Origin of the sequence: Peristeroidobacter soli, from assembly GCF_004138485.1 — a bacterium.
Lineage (GTDB): Bacteria > Pseudomonadota > Gammaproteobacteria > Steroidobacterales > Steroidobacteraceae > Steroidobacter > Steroidobacter soli.
On the sequence record NZ_RYEV01000004.1, the window covers coordinates 1,422,872 to 1,442,524 of the forward strand.

The following is a 19,653-nucleotide window of genomic DNA, read 5'->3' on the forward strand; positions in this document are numbered from 1 at the left end:
TGGCGGGGGCGCGCCTATAAACGTGATCACCGGACACGGGTCGATCCGCCTTCGCCAGCTAAATTCATGGTTTCGAAGCGCACGCCTGCCAAACTCCAAAACATCCCCCGTCCGCTAGCCGCGCTAGCCGAAGAGTATCCTGCGGGACATGTCGAACCCGCACACCGTCATCTTCGAGGACAGTTGCTCTATGCCAGCAAGGGCGTGATGTCAGTGCTCACTCCGGCGGGCGGATTCGTCGTACCACCCGAGCGCGCGGTGTGGCTGCCGCCGATGACCCCGCACGAAGTGCGTTGCCGCCAGAATGTTTCGCTGCGTACTCTCTATATCGATTGTCAATCGAGCCCACGCCTGCCAGGTACCTGCTGTGTGATCGAAGTGTCCGAGTTGCTTCGTGCGCTGATCGTCGCGGCCGTGGATATTCCGGTGGAGTATGATTTTGGCGGACGCGAAGGTCACATCATGGCGCTGATCCTCGATGAGATTGGCGCGATGCCGATCGCACCCTTGTCCGCCCCGATTCCGGCGGATTCCCGCCTGGCGCGAATTTGCCGCACGTTGTTTCGAGAGCCGTCACAGAATCAGACCCTTGCCTATTGGGCACGGGCCGCGGGCATGAGCCGACGCACACTGACGCGGCTGTTCAGACAGCAGACCGGAATGAGCTTTGCCGCCTGGCGCCAGCAAGTACGCCTGCTCGAAGCCCTGTCACGACTCGCCGCCGGTCAATCCGTGACCGCCGTGGCACTCGATGTGGGTTACCTGAGCCCCAGTGCCTTCACCGCGAGATTCCGTCAGACCTTCGGCACCACCCCGACGCGCTACTGCGCACAGGGTACCGACGCCGAAGCTGGCGTCGCCACGCACCTGCCCAAGCGTGCGTCGGGGGAGCCAAGGACAGCACGATTGATATAACAAGTACGCCATGGCACGCCAACAGCCGAAGACATCGAGAAGCGCATCGACACCGGCAAGTTCAACTTCGTCGAAGCGTTTCCAGATGACCCGTTCCGGGACGAGATCGAGGCCGCCTCCACGAACAACTCGAAGCTGACATGTTGACAGGTCTTCGCTAGCTTCATCGTTCATTGCGAGATGCGAGTCGCATGACGTGGCGCCTTGCAGCGATGGACGCGTGGGCTGACCGAACTGAAACGTTTGTTTGACAAAGAAGCACGCAGGAATGTCGTCCATCCGTTGGGCGCATCATTGCCCGGCAACGGGCAACCGACGGCAATGGCAGGAAAGGAACATTTTGTTTACTCCCTGGGACCGGCGCATTCCAGTGGCGGTCGCGCCCGATCTCGCACGACCCAACTATCGAATGCAGACCGACCTGACGATTCCGCCCGCGTTTCAAAAAAACGCCGCGCCTTGATCTCGGAAGTCCCGTCCGGCAATCCAGCCAGTGGCGCTCGCGAGCACGAGCCCGTGCGCACGAGAACAGCAGCTCAGAAAGACCGCAGTTGCCGCACGAAGTCTTCCTTGACCTGCTCCTCCAAAGCGCATTCTTGAAAACGCACGGTGGGATCGCTGGCAAACGTACCGTGCCGGATCACGAAAGACCTGTTCAGCATGCATCAAGCGGGCGCTGGAACGATCACCAGAGCCGACCTATCCACACGCGAGCACGATGGGTTTCGTCCCCAGGATTTGCCACGGGAGAATGGCAGGGGGCGCCTGAGCTGGCGCAAGAATTTGGACCGAATCATCTAACAAAGGAACTGGCGGAGCGGACGGGACTCGAACCCGCGACCCCCGGCGTGACAGGCCGGTATTCTAACCAGCTGAACTACCGCTCCAGCCGCTAGAACCTTTGTTGTGACTTCGAACCCTTGCGGGCGCAACTCTTGTCACTGAGTTGGTGGGTGCTGAGGGGATCGAACCCCCGACATTCGCTGTGTAAGAGCGACGCTCTACCGCTGAGCTAAGCACCCGTTCGTACTGATCAGTACTCGCGTAACCCGCTCAATCAGAACCCTGGCGAGCGAGAGGTTGTTCAGACCCCCCGTTTCGAAGGCGCGCTAATTTACAGCATCCTTCAGCGCCTTACCAGCTTTGAAACCAGGAACTTTGCTGGCAGGAATCTGGATGGCTTCGTTGGTGCGCGGATTACGTCCGGTACGGGCTGCACGAGCCTTCACGACGAACGTGCCGAAACCCAGCAGCGACACGGAGTCGCCGGCCTTCAGCGCGCCCGTGACGGCATCGAAAACCGCATCGACGGCACGCGTGGCTTCCGCCTTCTGGAGGCCCGTCTTGCTGCTCACGGCGTCGATCAGTTCCGCTTTGTTCATATCCGGTTTCCTTCTTGTAGAAAGCCTCGTTCCAGACCAGTACGTCAGGAACGGGGGCGCGTTATAGCAGCGGGCGACTGAGAAAGGAAGCGCCGCGCGGCAGTGGCTGTCGGGGGATTTTAGACGGAGCGCGGCAGAAACCGGGCTGGCATCGCGAAATTTATCGCGATCCAGCCCCGGTGACGGTCCTGTCAATGCGCCCTGACCTGCTTGCTGGCGCGCTTGGCGATCCGCCGCTGGCGCGGTTTGTCATTGCCGCGCGACGGCTCAGAAGCGGCCGTGGTCGGTGCAGGCATGTGTTTGAGTGCTACCTGCAACACCTCGTCGATCCATTTCACCGGCTTGATCTCCAGGTTGTCCTTGATGTTCTGCGGAATCTCCGCGAGGTCCTTGGTGTTGTCGTCCGGGATCAATACCGTGCGAATGCCGCCGCGGTGAGCAGCGAGTAATTTTTCCTTGAGTCCGCCGATCGGCAGTACCTGTCCGCGCAACGTGATTTCGCCCGTCATGGCGACATCCGAGCGCACCGGCACCTTGGTGAGCGCCGAGACCAGCGCCGTGCACATGCCGATACCGGCGCTCGGGCCGTCCTTCGGCGTCGCGCCCTCGGGCACGTGAATGTGCACGTCTACCTTCTGGTAGAAATCCGGGTCGAGGCCCAGCACGGCCGCACGGCTGCGCACGACCGTCATCGCGGCCTGAATGGACTCCTGCATCACCTCGCCGAGCTGGCCGGTGTGAGTGAGCTTGCCCTTGCCTGCCACGATGGCCGACTCGATCGTCAGCAGTTCGCCGCCAACCTCGGTCCAGGCCAGTCCGGTCACTTGACCGATATGATCCTGCTCCTCGGCCCGGCCGTAACGGAAGCGACGCACGCCGAGGTATTTCGACAGATTCTTCGGCGTGATCGAGATGTGATCCGGTTCGCCCTTGGTGAGCAACTGCTTCACAGCCTTGCGACACAGCTTCGACACTTCGCGCTCGAGGTTACGGACACCGGCTTCGCGCGTGTAGTAACGAATGATGTCGAGCGTGGTGCTTTCGGAGACCTTCAGCTCGTTGTCCTTCAACCCGTTCTGCTTCATCTGCTTCGGGATCAGGTAACGCTGCGCGATCGCGGACTTCTCGTCTTCGGTGTAGCCAGGCAGACGAATGACTTCCATGCGATCCAGCAGCGGCGCCGGAATGTTCAGGCTGTTGGCGGTACACACGAACATCACCTCGGACAGATCGAAGTCCACTTCGAGGTAATGATCGTTGAACGTCGAGTTCTGCTCGGGGTCGAGCACTTCGAGCAGCGCCGAGGACGGATCGCCACGGAAGTCCATGGCCATCTTGTCGATCTCGTCCAGCAGGAACAGCGGATTGTGCACGCCGGTCTTGACCATGTTCTGGATGATCTTGCCCGGCATGGAGCCGATGTACGTGCGACGGTGACCGCGGATCTCGGCTTCGTCCCGCACGCCACCGAGTGACATGCGCACGAACTTGCGATTGGTGGAACGCGCGATCGACTGACCCAGCGACGTCTTGCCCACGCCCGGCGGACCGACCAGACACAGGATCGGACCCTTGAGCGTCTTCACGCGCTGCTGGACGGCGAGGTACTCGACGATGCGCTCCTTCACCTTCTCCAGCCCGTAGTGATCCTCGTCGAGCACTTTCTCGGCGAGATTGATGTCGTTGTGGACCTTGGTCTTCTTCTTCCAAGGTGCCTTGACCAGCCAGTCGACGTAGTTGCGCACGACGGTGGCTTCGGCGGACATGGGCGACATCAGCTTCAGCTTGTTCAGCTCGCTCATCGCCTTGTCGCGCGCTTCCTTCGGCATGCCGGCCTTCTGGATGCGCTGCTCGAGCTCGGCGAGCTCGTTGGGCGCGTCTTCGATTTCGCCCAGCTCCTTCTGAATGGCCTTCATCTGCTCATTCAGGTAGTACTCGCGCTGGCTCTTCTCCATCTGCTGCTTGACGCGGCCACGGATGCGCTTCTCGATCTGCAGGACATCCATCTCGCCTTCGATCAGCGCGAGGATGTGCTCCAGACGCTTGCGCACGTCCTGGATCTCCAGAACTTTCTGCTTGGCGTCGAGCTTGAGCGACATGTGCGCGGCGACGTTGTCCGCCAGGCGGCCCGGCTGTTCGATACCTGCAAGCGCCGTCAGCACCTCCGGCGGCACTTTCCGATTCAGTTTTACGTACTGCTCGAACTGCGAAGTGACCGAGCGCGCGAGGACGTCCATCTCGCGCTCGTCGTAGTTCTCGATGTCCTTGAACGGGCTGGTATCGGCGGAGAAGTACTGGCCGGTGACCAGCTTCTCGATCTTGGCGCGCTCGGCGCCTTCCACCAGCACCTTGACCGTGCCGTCGGGCAGTTTCAACAACTGCAGAATGGTCGCGACCGTGCCGAGGCGGTACAGGTCCTGCGCACTCGGATCGTCGACGTCGGCCTGCTTCTGCGCGACCAGCAGGATCTGTTTGCCGGTGCGCATCGCTTGATCGAGGGCGAGGATGGATTTCTCCCGGCCGACGAACAGCGGGATCACCATGTGCGGATAGACGACGACGTCGCGCAACGGCAGGACGGGCAGCGCCGCTGGCGGAGTCTTGTCGGATTCGGGAGCGTCAGGGGTATCGGTGCTCACGCGCTGTACTCTTGTGGTGAGCGCCGGCACGAATCACCGGCGCCGCGATAAAGAAGATCTGTTCGGACCGAAAATACCGGAAGCAACGCAGCCCTGCCAGTTCTGTGCCACGCAAATGCGCTCGGGTTTTCCGATGTATGGAAAAACTGTGAGGCGGTGCGTGTCGCGACGAACGCGATTTACAGGGTCGGGCTGATTGCCCCGGATAAGAAAAACCCACCGCCTCATCGCTGAAGCGGTGGGTCTGTTGCTACGTCTCAGTGGTCGCTGCCCGTCGGGCGGCGCTCTTCAACCGCGGCGAGACGGCCGTCGTCGGCGTTGCCGTACAACACATACGGCTTGCTCTCTCCGAGGATGACCTGCTCATCGACCACGACTTTTTGCACGTTACGCAGCGACGGCAATTCGTACATGGTTTCGAGCAGCACATTCTCCAGAATGGTGCGCAGACCGCGCGCGCCCGTCTTACGCTGCATGGCTTTCTTGGCCACGGCCTTGAGCGCGTCGGTGCGGAACTCCAGCTCCACGCCTTCCATGTCGAACAGCTTGCGATACTGCTTGCTGAGCGCGTTCTTGGGCTCGAGCAGGATCGACACCAGCGCGGCTTCGTCCAGCTCATCGAGCGTCGCCACCACCGGCAGACGGCCGACGAATTCCGGAATCAGGCCGAACTTGATCAGATCCTCCGGCTCCACATCGTGGAACACGTCGGAGCCATGCGGACGCTCGCTGGTCTGACGCACGTCGGCGGTGAAGCCGATGCCCGTCTTCTGCGTGCGGTTCATGATGATCTTTTCCAGCCCCGCGAAGGCGCCACCGCAAATGAACAGGATGTTGCTGGTGTCCACCTGCAGGAATTCCTGCTGGGGATGTTTACGACCGCCCTGCGGCGGCACCGAGGCGATCGTGCCTTCGATGAGCTTCAACAGTGCCTGCTGCACGCCCTCGCCCGACACGTCGCGCGTGATGGACGGGTTGTCGGACTTGCGCGAGATCTTGTCGATTTCGTCGATGTAGACGATACCGGTCTGCGCCTTCTCGACGTCGTAGTCGCACTTCTGCAGCAGCTTCTGAATGATGTTCTCGACGTCCTCGCCGACGTAACCGGCTTCGGTCAGCGTCGTGGCATCGGCAATCGTGAACGGAACGTTCAACAGACGGGCCAGCGTCTCGGCCAGCAACGTCTTGCCGCAGCCGGTCGGGCCGATCAGCAGGATGTTGCTCTTGGCGAGCTCGACTTCGTCTTTGGCGCGCGCTTCCGAGGTCTTGGTCTGCAATCGCTTGTAGTGATTGTAGACGGCCACCGACAACACCTTTTTGGCGCGCGGCTGACCGATCACATACTCGTCGAGGACCTTCTTGATCTCGTGGGGGCGCGGGAGTTTGTCTCGCGTGCGCTCGGCGCGTTCTTCGAGCTCTTCACGAATGATGTCGTTACAGAGCTCCACGCACTCGTCGCAGACGAACACCGACGGACCGGCGATCAGCTTGCGTACTTCGTGTTGGCTCTTGCCGCAGAACGAGCAGTACAGAAGCTTGCCGTCGTCGTGTTTGCCGCGGGAATCGTCGGACATGCATTACCCTCGAAAACCGGGACGAATCAGACACTTCTTCAGGTCCCAGCGTGTTACGAAATCGCGTCACGGTCGCGACACTATTGCGTCCGGGCTATATAGCACGCGCCGCTATCAGGCTGCAAAGACGCTCTTTCCAGCGTTTTTGCAGGCTTCTCCCCCGCCAGGGAGTGCAGGGAAACCCCTACCGAAATCGCCCTTCCTGTATGCCATCAATGAGGCCGTCGGAGACGGCCTTCAATGGCTCTTCAGCGCCCGCCCGCCACAGCCGCCACCAAGGCCGGCTCGCCGCGCTTTTCCATCACGCGATCGATCAGCCCATAGCCCACCGCAGCCTCGCCGCCCATGAAATTGTCACGGTCGGTGTCTTTGCCGATGCGTTCGACCGTCTGGCCGGTGTGCTTGGACAGGATGCGGTTCAGCCGCTCGCGGGTTTCCAGCACCTCGCGGGCATGAATGTCGATGTCCGAAGCCTGGCCCTGGAAGCCGGCCAACGGCTGATGAATCATCATCCGGGAGTGCGGCAGGGCATAGCGCTTGCCCTTGGCACCGCCCGCCAGCAGCACGGCGCCCATGCTGGCCGCCTGGCCGACGCACATGGTGCTCACGTCCGGCTTGATGAACTGCATGGTGTCGTAGATCGACAGGCCGGCGCTGACCGAGCCGCCCGGCGAGTTGATATACAGCGAAATGTCCTTGTCCGGATTTTCCGATTCCAGGAACAGCAGCTGCGCCACCACCAGGTTGGCCATGTGGTCCTCGATCGGACCCACGATGAAGATCACGCGCTCTTTCAGCAGCCGCGAGTAGATGTCATAAGCGCGTTCGCCGCGAGCGGTCTGCTCGACGACCATCGGGACAAGATTCATGGTGGCCATCTATGGTTGCTGCTTTAACGTAAACGGTGAAGAAAGCGGGTCAGCGATGAGTGGGGTCTAGTTTAGAAGAGGCAAGTGCCCCTGCACTAGCGACCGCCGCACGCCGTTCCCGCTTTCTGCCAGGAAGTCAGGATTACGCGCCGAAATTCATGATTTCCTTGAAACTCGACGCCTTGTCGGCGACCTGGGCGCGCTGCGCGAGCCAGTCGATGACCTGATCCTCCAGCACCGCCGATTCCATCTGCCGGCGGAACTGCGGATTGGCGCGGTACTGCTGCAGGGCCTGGCCCTGGTCCGGATACTGCGCGGCCAGCTCTTCGAAACGGGCCTGCACCTGCGCCTGGTCGACCTGGATGCTGGCGTTGCGGATGATCTCGCCGATCAGCAGCGACAGCGCCACGCGCCGACGCGCCGGCTCCTGGAAACCGTCCGGCGGCGGGATCTGCGAGGCGTCGCGAGCGCCCATGCGACGGGCGGCGTCGAGCTGCAGCTCACGCACCTGGGCGTCGACCATGGACTTCGGCAGCTCGATCGGATTGGCGGCCAGCAGGCCGTCCAGGATCTGCTTTTTGACGCGCGCCTTGATGGCCTCGCCCAGCTCCCGCTCCATGTTCTCCTGGACTTCGGTGCGCAGGCGCTCGATGCCGCCCTCTTCCACCCCGTAGACCTTGGCGAACTCGTCGTTCAGCTCGGGCAGCTGGCGCTCTTCGACCTTGTGCACAGTGACGGCGAATTTGGCCTGTTTACCGGCCAGATTGGCGGCATAGCTGGCCGGGAAGGTCATTTCGATGTCCTTCTTGTCGCCCGCCTTGGCACCGCGCAGACCGGCCTCGAAATCGGCCAGCATGCGGCCGGCACCGAGGTCGATCGGGAAGTTCTCGGCCTTGCCGCCTTCGAACGGCACGCCGTCGATGGTGCCGTCGAAATCGATGGTGACGCGATCGGTGTCGCGCGCTTCACGCTCCACGGCGTTGTAGGTCGGACGCTGCTCGCGCAGGTTCTGGATCATGGCGTCCACGTCGGCTTCGCTGACCGTCGCGGCCGGACGCTCGACGTTCAGGCTCTCGACGCCCTTGATCTCGATCTGCGGCACGACCTCGAAGATCGCGGCATATTTCAGGTCCGCGCCCTGCTCGAGATTGATCGGTTCGATGCGCGGGCCACCGGCCGGCGTCAGCTTTTCCTGCACCACGGCTTCGTTGAACGTGCTCTGCATGACATCGCCCAGCACTTCCTGACGGACCTGCTGGCCAAACTGCTGGCGCACTACTTTCACCGGCACTTTGCCCGGCCGGAAGCCCTTCAGGCGTACCGTGCGGCTCATGCGCTGCAGCCGCTCGTCGACGGCCTTTTCGACGCGTTCGGCCGGAACCTGCACTTCCATCCGGCGCTCCAGGGCCCCGGTCGATTCAACTGAAACCTGCATGGTCGAAACCTGCCTCAAGTCACGAATGAGTAATGCGTTAAAGGCGCCTGGTGCGAAAGGAGGGACTCGAACCCTCACGGGGTTACCCACTGGAACCTAAATCCAGCGCGTCTACCAGTTCCGCCACTTTCGCGGTCCACCGCCGCCGAGCCGTCGTTCAAGACCGCCTTCGGCCCCTAACCCACACATATATATGCGTTTTGGGACCGGCTCAGCCGGCCTCCCCCGCGGGGGGCCGCGGAGTATACCCGAGCAGCCCTTGCCATTCGAGAACGCCGGAGAACCCAAGCCCTGAACCCGACGCCCGGCGCCCGGACTGTCGCCATTCGGCCATGGCGCGGGCCACATCTGTTGTCCGAGGGGTGGCGAACATCCAGGAGCTTCCGGCGCATCCCCCGCGCCGGGCTCGCCACTCAAGGACGTTCATGAACCCAACTCTCGCTCGCAACCAACGCTGGTTGTTGTCGCTGCTGTTACTGGCCGCGATGACGTTGTTCTTCTCGGCCTCCCACGCGCAATCGATTCCCGCGTGGGCACCCAACACCGCGTATGCGGTGAACTCAAAGGTCACTTACCAAGGAGCTGTTTATCAATGTCGTCAGGCCCACACGTCGCTCGTCACCTGGGAGCCGATCAACACACCGGCACTGTGGCTGAACATCGGCACTGACACCGGCGGAGGTGGTGGAGGCGGTGGCGGTGACACTCAAGCGCCGACCGCGCCGAGGAATGTGAGAATCACCGGCACGACGTCATCGAGTGTTTCGCTTGCGTGGGATGCATCGACCGACAACGTCGGCGTGACTCGCTACGACATCGTTCAGAATGCCGCCACACTCACGGGCAGCGCGGCGACGACGTTCACCTCTTCAGGTCTGTCACCGAGCACGACGTACACCTATTCCGTTCGCGCTCGCGATGCCGCGGGCAACCTGTCTCCTGCGAGCAATCAGGTCAGCGCGACGACGCTGCCCAATAACAATGGCGGCGGTGGCGGCGGACCGGTGCCGGGACGCACGTTCGTCGGCTACTGGCACAACTTCGAGAATGGCTCGGGCTTCATCAAGCTGCGCGACGTGTCGCGCGATTTCGATGTGATCAATCTGTCGTTTGCCGAATCGGCGCCGGGCAGCCGATCGCTGATTCAGTTCGTTCCGGACACGCGCACGTCGCAGGCCGAGATTCAGTCGGACGTGGCTCAGTTGAAGCGCGAAGGCAAGAAAGTGCTGCTGTCGATCGGCGGTGCGAACACGGTCGTCGAGCTGAACAATGAGACTGACAAACAGAATTTCATCAACTCGGTCGCGAACATCATCACGGTGTATGGACTGAACGGCGTCGACATCGACTTCGAAGGCAGCTCGCTGAGTCTGAACGCAGGCGATCTGGATTTCCGTTCGCCGACCACGCCGAAGGTGGTGAATTTGATCTCGGCGCTGAGGACGCTGAAGTCACGTTTCGGTAGCGATTTCATTCTGTCGATGGCGCCGGAAACGTTCTATGTGCAGGTGGGCTTCCAGGCCTACGGTGGCGCGGCCGGCGCGTATCTGCCGGTGATCCATGGCGTGCGTGACATTCTGACGTTCATTCACGTGCAGCACTACAACACGGGCACGGTGCTCGGGTTGGATGGTGTGGCATACGCGTCGGCTACCGCGGACTTTCAAGTGGCGATGGCGGAGATGCTGATGACCGGCTTCCCGGTCGCCGGCAATCCAGATCGTTTCTTCCCCGCCTTGCGCCCCGATCAAGTCATGATCGGCCTGCCCTCGTCCCCTCAGGCCGCCGGCAGCGGCTACACGCCGCCTGCCGAAGTTGCTAAAGCCATCAACTATCTGGTTCGCGGCCAGTCGTACGGCGGGCGCTATGTGCTGCGGAATCCCGGCGGATATAACAACTTCCGCGGCGTGATGACGTTCTCGATCAACTGGGATCGGTTCAACGGGTTTGTGTTTTCACGCGGCGTGAGGCCGGTGTTGAATGGCCTGCCGGCTGTAACTCGCTAACTCGAGGTAGCGTTCGGCGGCGCGGGCGTCAGTGGCCCGCGCCGCCCCGGGCTGACCATCTCCTCCCGGCACCGCGGCGCACGCCGGAGCATCGCTTCGCTCGCGCTGTCGCGCGCTCCGTTGCTGTACATCCATGTAGCTGCTATCGGACCACCGTCCCCGGTGGATCCAATTGCCGGGAGAACATAGTCAGCCCCGGCCGTCGCCACAACGTTTGTCTCGATTGCAAAGAGGGCCGGAATCGGCAGCCCTAGCGAGCGTTGGCCTCAATTGCAAAGAGGCCGCCGGAATCGGCAGCCCTAGCGAGCGTTGGTCTCAATTGCAGAGGGGCCGCCGGAATCGGCAGCCCTAGCGAGCGTTGGTCTCAATTGCAGAGGGGCCGCCGGAATCGGCAGCCCCAGCTAGCGTTGGTCTCAATCGCAAGGAGGCCGCCGGAATCGGCAGCCCCAGCGAGCGTTGGTCTCAATTGCAAAGAGGCCGCCGGAATCGGCAGCCCCAGCTAGCGTTGGTCTCAATTGCAAAGAGGGCCGGAATCGGCAGCCCCAGCTAGCGTTGATCTCAATTGCAGGAGGCCGCCGGAATCGGCGGCCCCAGCTGGCGTTGGTCTCAATTGCAAGGAGGCCGCCGGACTGCGGCGGCCTCTTGCATCAGCGGAAATTGCAAAAAATTAGCGGCGGCGTTATGCGGTAAGGTCACGACGCCCGCAGGTTCTCCTTGAAAAATTCAATCGTCCTCTTCCACGCCAGATCCGCCGCCTCCTTGTTATATCTCGGCGTCGTGTCGTTGTTGAAACCGTGCTGTGTCCCGGGATAGATATACGCCGTGTACTTCACACCCGCCTTCTTCAACGCCTCTTCCGACGCCGGCCACGCCGCATTGATCCGCTCATCCGTCTCCGCAAACTGCAGTAACAACGGCGCCTTGATATTGCCAGCCTCTTCCGGCGCCGGCGGCGTCCCGTAGAACGGTACGGCTGCAGCGAGATCGGCCACCTTGGTGGCGAGGAAGTTCGCAACACCGCCGCCGTAGCAGAAACCGGTCACACCGACCTTGCCACTCCCGCCCGGCAGCTTCTTCAAGTACGCCGCGGCCGCGACGAAATCTTCACGCGTCTTGGCCTGATCCAGTTTCTGGAACAGCTCGCGCGCCTTGTCCTCATCGCCCGGATAGCCTCCGAGAGGAAACAATGCATCCGGCGCGAACGCGATGAAGTTCTCCAGCGCGACTCGGCGAGCCACATCCTCGATATGAGAATTCAAGCCTCGGTTCTCGTGCACGACCAGCACCGTCGGCAACTTGCCCTTCGCGGAGGCGGGCTTCACCAGATAGCCACGCAACTTGCCGTAACCCGGCACCGGAATCTCGACGTACTCCGCCTTGATGCGCGCATCCGTCGGTGCGATCTGCTGGGCTTCAGCGAACTTCGGATTGAGCGCATCGAGAATCGCCGCGCCGCTCATGCCAGCGACGGCAAACGCGCCGGCGCCGTCGATGAATTCACGCCGCGAGATCGCGCCGTGCACGTACTTGTCGAACAGCTTCCAGACTTCGGGCGGAAATTTTTGGGTTGGGTTGTTGCTCATGGGCTGCCTTCACCTGACGGGAGAGTCCATCGCGACGATCTATAACACAATCAGTGTTGAGCCGCCGCCTGTGCATTTTTCTGCTGTCCGGCCGGCGCCTTGGGCGCAATCCTGGTGAGCTTGCCGCCCTCCGCCTCATAATTTTGCACGCCGACGCGACCGACCACGTTGAAGCCCCTGGCGGCGAGCAGATCGCCGGCCTTACCGGCGCGGCCCGCGTGGTTGGACACGGTCACGATCTTCCGGTCCTTGGGAATCCATGCCAGGCTCTTGTCCAGATCCGCCGCCTGAATGCTGAGATAGACCGGCAAGCCACCGACCGTGGTGAGCTCATCCGGGCGCCGCAGGTCGATGATGAGCAGTTGGTCCGGCCTGGCCAGCAATTGATCGAACTGCGCGCGCGTCAGGACCGGTGTCTTCGACTCGTCCTTGCCTTGAGCGAACGCGAGAGACGCAACCAGACTGACCAGCAGCACGGACAGCGCCCGGAACGAAAACGAACGTGACACTCGCATGACAGACTCCAGCGGAGATTGGAAAAGTCCGCGCAGTCTAAGAGCCGCTCAGCGCGGCCGTGAGAGGTAACAATGCATTTACAGATAACGTTTCCAGCTGTGACAAACCAGTCACGGTCCGATTGCTCATGAGCTGATATCGCCCCGCTCTTTGTGCATGGATTGCGAGTCGTCAATACTGGTTGCGTCAACCACCCGCGGAATTTTATGAGCGATCCCCACGGACGATTACTCGTGTATCCCGACGCCTCCGCTCATCCCACCTCGATCCGCGCCAAGGCGGCGATCTTCGCCGATCCGAAATCGCGAACGCTGCTTCAGCAGCTGGATCGAGTGGCGCCGGCCGCTGCGCCGGTGCTGATCGTCGGCGAAACCGGCACCGGCAAAGAACTCATCGCGCGTCACCTGCATTCGCAGAGCGGACGCAAAGGTGCGTTCGTCGCGGTCAACTGCGGTGCCTTGTCACAATCGCTGGCGGAAGCGGAGCTGTTCGGTCATCAGGCCGGCTCGTTCACCGGTGCCGATGAAACTCGCGCCGGCTGGTTCGAAGCGGCGAACGGCGGCACGTTGTTTCTGGATGAGATCGGCGATCTGCCGTTGCCGCTGCAAGTGAAGTTGTTACGCGTCTTGCAGGAGCGTGAGGTTGTTCGCGTCGGCTCACGCAAGGCGATCCCGCTCGACGTGCGGCTGGTGGCAGCCACGAACGTCAATCTGGCTGAAGCGGTGACCGCCGGACGCTTCCGCCTCGATCTGTACTATCGACTCAACGTCGCAACTTTTGACCTGCCGCCACTGCGTGAACGGCACGGCGACATCATGCCGTTAGCCGAGCACTTTCTATCCAAGTACGCGCAGCAGCTGCGTGTGCGCCCGCCCGTGCTGGGGTTGGACACGCGTCGAGCCCTGCTGAGTTATGCGTGGCCCGGCAACATTCGTGAGCTGGAGAATGTCATTCACTTCGCACTGCTGTCGGCAGACGGGGATATTCGTCCGGAACATCTCCGCTTCGCCGCCGCGCCTCAGACCGCGGCACTGACTCCAACGTTGAGCCCGATCGAAAACATTGCCACGCAGCTCGACAAGCTGTTCGCGAGTTCGCCGACCGAGTTGTATCAGTCGCTGGAAGAATTGATCGTGCGCCGCGCGTTCTCTTACTGCAGCCAGAATCAGGTGCAGACGGCGCGCTTGCTGGGAATCTCCCGCAACGTCCTGCGCACGTTGCTCAAGCGCCTCGGGCTCATCAGCAACGACGCGGTGGCGGATGAATATCCAGACTTGCGACTCGTTCCCGCATCCGACTGAACGAGCGCGGTCAGTTGGTTTGTCCGGCACAGCGGTCCCGAGGGCTGTCGCTTCCCGCCCCAGCCGGGCCCGCCGTGCTGTAGGTTGAATCGTCTCGCCGGCGGCACTGGCTCGATCACGGCGCCTGCGATGTCATCATTGCAGGCGCCTGACTTGTCCACGATCAGGTCGTCGGCGAGTAGATCTTGTCGAACACGCCACCATCGGCGAAGTGCTTGGCTTGCGCCTTGGTCCAGCCGCCGAAGTCGGCGATGGTCACCAGCGTGCCAATCTTCGGGAAGGTCTTGCTGTACTTCGCCAGGATCGCGGGCGTGGTCGGGCGATAGTAATTCTTCGCCGCCACTTCCTGACCCGCGTCGGTGTAGAGATATTCCAGATACGCCTTCGCAACGGCGCTCGTGCCATGACGCTCGGCGTTCTTGTCGACCACCGCGACCGGCGGCTCGGCGAGCACGCTGACCGAGGGCGCGACGATTTCGAACTTGTCGGCACCGAATTCCTTGAACGCGAGGAACGCTTCGTTCTCCCACGCGAGCAACACATCGCCCAGACCGCGCTGAGCAAACGTCGTGGTCGAACCGCGAGCGCCGCTGTCCAGCACGGGCACATTCTTATAGAGCTTCTGCACGAACGCCTGCGCCGTCGCATCGCTGCCGCCCGGCTGCTTCAGCGCCCAGCCCCACGCCGCGAGATAATTCCAACGCGCGCCGCCCGAGGTCTTCGGGTTCGGCGTGATCACGGAGATACCCGGCTTCACCAGGTCACCCCAATCCTTGATGCCCTTCGGATTTCCCTTGCGCACCAGGAACACGATGGTCGAGGTGTACGGCGAGCTGTTGTGCGGCAGGCGGGCGGCCCAGTCGTTCGACAGCAGCTTGGCATGGTCGGCGATGCCGTCGATGTCCGCGGCCAGCGCGAGCGTGACCACATCCGCTTGCAAACCATCGATCACCGAGCGCGCCTGTTTGCCAGAGCCGCCGTGCGACTGCTTGACGATCACCTTGTCGCCGGTCTTCTGCTGCCAGTAGGCGCCGAAGACTTTGTTGTATTCCTCGTAGAGCTCGCGCGTCGGATCGTAGGAAACATTGAGCAGCTCCACGTCCTTGGCCTGGACGGGACCGCCCAGCAAAGTGAGGGTCGCAGCCGCGGCGGCCAGCAGACTGCTATGGATGAAACGGCGTGACATGAAGGATCTCCGGAGTTGGGAATCTGATGTGAGCAACATGTGTGCCAGCGTAAAAGATCCCGGTTGGCGCGGCTTTTGCGCTGCTTCGCCGACCCAGGCTGCACAGGACTCAGCAGCAATGTCGGTGGAGTGTGCAAGTCTCAGCAGTTGTTACAATCACGTGACGGCTAGCTCAGCCCTTTGGAGGCCAGCAGCACACGTGTGTTGTCGAAGTAGATAGCTTGCTTTTGCTCGGACGTAAGCGCGGTATCGAGCGTATCGAGTGCCGGCCCGACATCGCCGCGATCCCCACCGCCGACACCATAGTCGGTGCCGAACAGGATGCGGTCCGCGCCGATCTTGTCGCACGCGTAACGCACCCAGCCGGCGTTGCGCACCGAGTACGGGCCAGTGTCGATGTAAATCCGTCGCAGCTTCTGCAGCGGGTCCGCAACACCGTTGGCGCGCGCTGCCGGAATGATGCTGTCGAACAAATGAGTGAAGAAGCCACCGAGCATGATGATCTCGACACTCACATCCGGATACGGATCGAGGAAGTCGGTCAGCCCGAGCGTGATCGCGCCGGCCGCGAGATGCGAGTTGCTGATGAGATTCCAGCGCGCGTAGGCCGTGTCTTCCGGCACGACCAACGGCGGCTGACCGGGGACGCGATCGCTGGCCGGACCGCGATGAATAAAAAAATGACTGTTGAGCTTCTGTGCCGCATCGAACAGCGGCTGCAACGTCCGGGCACCAGCCAGCGTGGAGAACGCATTCAACGGCAGCGAACCACCGATGAAGCCCAGCTCACGATGCGCACGCGTCAACTCTTGCGCGGCCCAGACTGGATCCGACGCCGGCAGCGCCGCCACCGCAAGGAACCGCGGACGATGCTTCGAGACGATCTCAGCGAGCTCATCGTTGAATGCGCGATACAGCGTGCGCTGTTCTTCGATCGGCAAGCTCGCATCGAACCCCAACGCCACCGTGTGCGTGAGCAGCTGTCGTTGAATGCCGTTCTTGTCGAGATTGCGCAGGCGCGCCTGAATGTCGGACGGCGCAAAGGCGCCCGGTCCGCCGACGGCAGACACCGTCGTCGCGTTGTCGAGTTGAGTGATGCCCTCAGCGCCAGTCACCAGTTTCGGTGGCTGCGTTCGCGTCGCGAGGAATTTCATTTCGGCACGCGACACGTAATGACTGTGCCAATCCACTAACGCTCGCGGTGTGCCGGCCGCAAAGAGCGGACGGGTATGCAATCCAGTCGAAAGCGTCGCGGCCGTAGCGAGCGCGCCATTGAGAAACTGACGTCGATTGAACATGTGAACTCGCGCGCCGGGAGCCGGCAGCGCCTCAGCTGATTCGAGTTGTTTTTAGATCAGAGCACTCACGCCAGCAGCGGCGATGCCCGCCAAGGCGACAGCAGACAGGAGAAACTTGCCGAGCAATCCGCCGAGGCTGACCGTCGGCGTCGTCTCCACTTGCTGCCAGTTCTCGGCTGCCGCTTCTTCGCGCGACTCCAAGCGAAACTTGTGCACGTAGCCGTCGATCGGCACGCAGCCGCGATACTCGCGCGGCGGAGCTGCTTGGGTGAGCGACTGCATGATGGGCTCGCGGGTCGGAACAGACGCAGCAGTCTAGTCCCGGCCGGGTCACGAACTCAGTCGCGAGCCGGTTTCATTTCGGTCACGTCGAGTCAGTCTTCGACTACGACGTGCGAGCCGACGGCGCCGCGTTGCCAATAGCCCGCCGCTTTCACCCAACGCTTGTCGAAGCCCCGCCCTTCGACCAGATATCGACGAATCGCGCGGACCGCCTGTGTCTCGGTCGCCGCCCAGGCAAAACACCCTTCCTTCATGATCGGCAGATCGTCCAGCGCCCCAAGTAGAGACTCACCTGTCACGGCGTTTGGATCCGTTCTCGGCACCCACATGACTTGCAGATTGGCGCGACTCGACAACGGCAATTCAAAACCTGGCGCCACTTCGGCAACGACCAGAGCATTCGTCCCCGCCGGCAGTTCCTCCAGGCGACGAGCGATAGCGGGCAACGCGGTTTCATCGCCGATCAACAGATGCAGGCCGATGCCTTCCGTGGAAATGACCGCCGAGCCTCGCGGCCCACCGACGCCGAGCACGCTGCCGATTCTGGCATTGGCTGCCCAAGTGGTCGCCGGCCCGTCGTCGTGAATCACGAAGTCGACCGCCAACACGCCGGCCTCCGCATCGAAACTACGAGGCGTGAAGTCACGCATGACTCGTTCCGACGCGCCGTCCGCGCCCGGTGGAGCGAGGTTCAACTCGCCGTCCGGATTTGGAAAAATCAACTTGATGTGATCGTCGAAGCCGAGCGAAGTGAAGCCGCGCAGCTCGTCGCTCTTCACGGTGATTCGCTTCATCTTCGGCGCGATCGTTTCGACGTGCGACACGACCGTGCGCCGCATGCGCACCTCGTGTCGCACCCGAGTGATATTCGGCAGGTTACTCATTGTCGCGACCTTGTGAGATTTCCTCGGCGGCAGCTTCGATGATCCGGCGCACGCGCTCGGTCTCTGCTTCGCTCCAACCGCCACGATGAAACATCAGCGCCGCCCGCAACGTATGCATGGCGTGATGCAGATCTTCCGGCGGCATTTCGCCCGACGCCGCGCGCGCCGCCATCGCCATGCGCTTTCTGACGCTGTTCAGCATCGCTTCGTTCTCGCGCAAGTAACGCCGACCCTCGTCGGTGATCTCGTACAGGCGCTTGCTGCCTTCGGTCGTGGTGGAGCGCACCTGCCCCAACTCTTCGAGCAGCGTGAGCGTGGGATACACCGAGCCGGGACTCGGCGCATACGAGCCACCGAACTTCAGCTCGAGCTCCTTGATCAGCTCATAACCGTGGCGCTGCTTCTCCTCGATCAAAGACAGCAACATCAATCGCAGATCGCCGGGCCCGAACCGGCGACCACCGCCGCCACCGCCCCGCCCGAAACCGCCGCGGCCGCCCGGGCCGCCGAAAAACATGCCGCGCGGCCCGCCGCCGCCCCCTCGACCACCCCAATGACCGAAGTGATGGTGATGAGCATGGCGCTCGAAACCCTGGCCATGGTGGCCAAAAAACATTCTATGAAACATGAACTTAAACCTTTATTGGTACTTGAGTACGGGACAAACGATATATCGTTCCAATGTATCTTTCAAGAGCATCTTTCATCCGACCAACCCGTAAGGCCCGTCCGCGCGCCACCTCATGGCAAGATGCGCGCGCCCAGAACAAACACTCCAGTCCGCGCTCATACCGAGCGGTCGTCCATGCTCACCGATCCAACGTTCTATCTACTCGCCATCCCCGCGGTCATCCTGCTCGGCCTCGCTAAAGGCGGCTTCGCCGGCGTCGGTGCCATCGCCCTGCCCTTGCTCGCGCTCAGAATTTCGCCGGTGCAGGCGGCCGCGATCCTGCTGCCGGTCCTCGTCGTGCAGGACGCGGTGGGGGTGTGGGCCTTTCGAAAGAATTGGGATCGCGAGGTGCTCGCGTTGATGATTCCATCCGCGATGGCCGGCATCGTCGCAGCCTATTTTCTGGCCGCAAAAGTATCCGCGACCGTGGTGCTCGCGGTTCTCGGCGCGATCTCAGTCGTGTTCGCGTGCTATCGCCTGTGGATTTCTCGCGGCGGCCGCGTGCCCGTTTCCAGCAATGCCCCTCGCGCACTCGGCGCAGCGCTTGGCTTTGCATCGGGATTCACATCGCAAGTCGCGCATGCAGGCCAGCCCCCTTTTCAAATGTGGGTGCTGCCGAAAGGGTTGTCGCCTCAAGTGCTGGTCGGCACCACGGCGATCTTTTTCGCGGTCATCAACCTGTTCAAGATTCCGGCGTACATGGCGCTCGGACAGTTCACGCACGAGAACCTGACCGCCGCGGCGGTGCTGGTGCCCCTGGCAATCGCCTCGACCCTGCTCGGCGTGTGGCTGGTCAGGCGCGTCAACGCCGAGCGCTTCATCACTATTATTTATGTGTTGATGATCGTGGTGGGACTGGAATTGCTGTTCAAGGCGTGGCCCCACCTTGACCTCATAGATTAGAACCGATAGGTCAGTGTAGCCCCGTACATTCGTGGCGCCCCGAGCGAACCCGCACGGGAGGGAGCGGCACCGGGCTTCACGTTGGCCTGACTCAGATAACGCTCATCGAACGCATTGCGTATCCAGCCGGAGAGCGACCAGTCATTGTCCGCTGAGCTGAGCGCGAGCGAGGCGTTGAGCAATCCATAAGAGTCCTGCACGTTCAACGCG

General features: G+C 61.9%; 17 protein-coding genes and 3 tRNA genes. 4 read left to right on the forward strand and 16 right to left on the reverse strand.

Annotated features, from left to right (window positions below; translation table 11 throughout):
- The first annotated feature begins 66 nt into the window (after positions 1–66).
- Complete coding sequence (locus EKO19_RS21155) at positions 67–915, forward strand: AraC family transcriptional regulator (RefSeq protein ID WP_129778416.1); 849 nt, start codon at positions 67–69, stop codon at positions 913–915.
- Between the two features lie 810 nt (positions 916–1,725).
- On the opposite strand, the gene EKO19_RS21160 is transcribed toward EKO19_RS21155, so the two are convergent.
- The 8 genes from EKO19_RS21160 to EKO19_RS21195 form a co-directional block, all read right to left on the reverse strand.
- A tRNA-Asp gene (locus tag EKO19_RS21160) sits at positions 1,726–1,802 on the reverse strand.
- A 60-nt stretch (positions 1,803–1,862) separates the two neighbouring features.
- A tRNA-Val gene (locus tag EKO19_RS21165) sits at positions 1,863–1,937 on the reverse strand.
- Positions 1,938–2,024: 87 nt separating this feature from the next.
- Positions 2,025–2,297 carry an HU family DNA-binding protein gene (locus tag EKO19_RS21170; RefSeq protein WP_129778417.1) on the reverse strand — a complete coding sequence of 91 codons (273 nt, stop codon included), beginning with the start codon at positions 2,295–2,297 and terminating at the stop codon, positions 2,025–2,027.
- Positions 2,298–2,488: 191 nt separating this feature from the next.
- A complete protein-coding gene (gene lon, locus EKO19_RS21175; protein WP_246038922.1) occupies positions 2,489–4,936 on the reverse strand; it encodes an endopeptidase La in 2,448 nt (815 codons plus the stop codon).
- 257 nt (positions 4,937–5,193) lie between these two features.
- Entirely contained in the window at positions 5,194–6,510 is a 1,317-nt protein-coding gene (gene clpX, locus EKO19_RS21180; protein ID WP_116811091.1) for an ATP-dependent Clp protease ATP-binding subunit ClpX, read from the reverse strand.
- Between the two features lie 248 nt (positions 6,511–6,758).
- On the reverse strand, positions 6,759–7,388 hold the full coding sequence (clpP, locus tag EKO19_RS21185) for an ATP-dependent Clp endopeptidase proteolytic subunit ClpP (RefSeq protein WP_129778418.1): 630 nt from the start codon (positions 7,386–7,388) through the stop codon (positions 6,759–6,761).
- A gap of 133 nt (positions 7,389–7,521) precedes the next feature.
- Positions 7,522–8,814 (reverse strand): trigger factor, encoded by a 1,293-nt coding sequence (gene tig, locus EKO19_RS21190; protein ID WP_129778419.1) that lies wholly within the window; start codon positions 8,812–8,814, stop codon positions 7,522–7,524.
- Between the two features lie 48 nt (positions 8,815–8,862).
- Positions 8,863–8,947 (reverse strand) — tRNA-Leu (locus EKO19_RS21195).
- Between the two features lie 292 nt (positions 8,948–9,239).
- On the opposite strand from EKO19_RS21195, the gene EKO19_RS21200 reads away from it, so the two are divergent.
- Positions 9,240–10,820, forward strand: a complete 1,581-nt coding sequence (locus tag EKO19_RS21200) for a chitinase (RefSeq protein ID WP_129778420.1) — start codon at positions 9,240–9,242, stop codon at positions 10,818–10,820.
- Between the two features lie 692 nt (positions 10,821–11,512).
- Here the strand turns inward: EKO19_RS21200 and EKO19_RS21205 are convergent.
- Entirely contained in the window at positions 11,513–12,403 is an 891-nt protein-coding gene (locus EKO19_RS21205) for a dienelactone hydrolase family protein (protein WP_129778421.1), read from the reverse strand.
- Positions 12,404–12,453: 50 nt separating this feature from the next.
- The gene (locus EKO19_RS21210) at positions 12,454–12,918 is read right to left on the reverse strand and encodes a rhodanese-like domain-containing protein (RefSeq protein ID WP_129778422.1); all 465 of its coding nucleotides are present in this window, start codon (positions 12,916–12,918) and stop codon (positions 12,454–12,456) included.
- A gap of 207 nt (positions 12,919–13,125) precedes the next feature.
- Here EKO19_RS21210 and EKO19_RS21215 point away from each other — a divergent pair, with 207 nt between their 5' ends.
- The gene (locus EKO19_RS21215; protein WP_129778423.1) at positions 13,126–14,220 is read left to right on the forward strand and encodes a sigma-54 interaction domain-containing protein; all 1,095 of its coding nucleotides are present in this window, start codon (positions 13,126–13,128) and stop codon (positions 14,218–14,220) included.
- 163 nt (positions 14,221–14,383) lie between these two features.
- Here the strand turns inward: EKO19_RS21215 and EKO19_RS21220 are convergent, their stop codons facing one another.
- From EKO19_RS21220 to EKO19_RS21240, 5 genes are all read right to left on the reverse strand, one after another.
- The gene (locus EKO19_RS21220) at positions 14,384–15,406 is read right to left on the reverse strand and encodes a sulfate ABC transporter substrate-binding protein (RefSeq protein ID WP_129778424.1); all 1,023 of its coding nucleotides are present in this window, start codon (positions 15,404–15,406) and stop codon (positions 14,384–14,386) included.
- Between the two features lie 167 nt (positions 15,407–15,573).
- On the reverse strand, positions 15,574–16,704 hold the full coding sequence (locus EKO19_RS21225) for an amidohydrolase family protein (RefSeq protein WP_129778425.1): 1,131 nt from the start codon (positions 16,702–16,704) through the stop codon (positions 15,574–15,576).
- A 51-nt stretch (positions 16,705–16,755) separates the two neighbouring features.
- Complete coding sequence (locus tag EKO19_RS21230; protein ID WP_129778426.1) at positions 16,756–16,986, reverse strand: hypothetical protein; 231 nt, start codon at positions 16,984–16,986, stop codon at positions 16,756–16,758.
- Positions 16,987–17,078: 92 nt separating this feature from the next.
- Positions 17,079–17,870, reverse strand: a complete 792-nt coding sequence (locus EKO19_RS21235) for a siderophore-interacting protein (protein WP_129778427.1) — start codon at positions 17,868–17,870, stop codon at positions 17,079–17,081.
- A complete protein-coding gene (locus EKO19_RS21240; RefSeq protein WP_217705496.1) occupies positions 17,863–18,297 on the reverse strand; it encodes a PadR family transcriptional regulator in 435 nt (144 codons plus the stop codon). Before EKO19_RS21240 ends, EKO19_RS21235 begins: the two co-directional genes overlap by 8 nt.
- Here EKO19_RS21240 and EKO19_RS38880 point away from each other — a divergent pair.
- Complete coding sequence (locus EKO19_RS38880; RefSeq protein ID WP_217705497.1) at positions 18,262–19,443, forward strand: sulfite exporter TauE/SafE family protein; 1,182 nt, start codon at positions 18,262–18,264, stop codon at positions 19,441–19,443. The two genes, EKO19_RS21240 and EKO19_RS38880, sit on opposite strands and share 36 nt — an antisense overlap.
- Here EKO19_RS38880 and EKO19_RS39945 read toward each other — a convergent pair.
- On the reverse strand, positions 19,440–19,643 hold the full coding sequence (locus tag EKO19_RS39945; RefSeq protein ID WP_157995371.1) for a TonB-dependent receptor: 204 nt from the start codon (positions 19,641–19,643) through the stop codon (positions 19,440–19,442). The genes EKO19_RS38880 and EKO19_RS39945 overlap by 4 nt on opposite strands.
- Between the last annotated feature and the right edge of the window lie 10 nt (positions 19,644–19,653).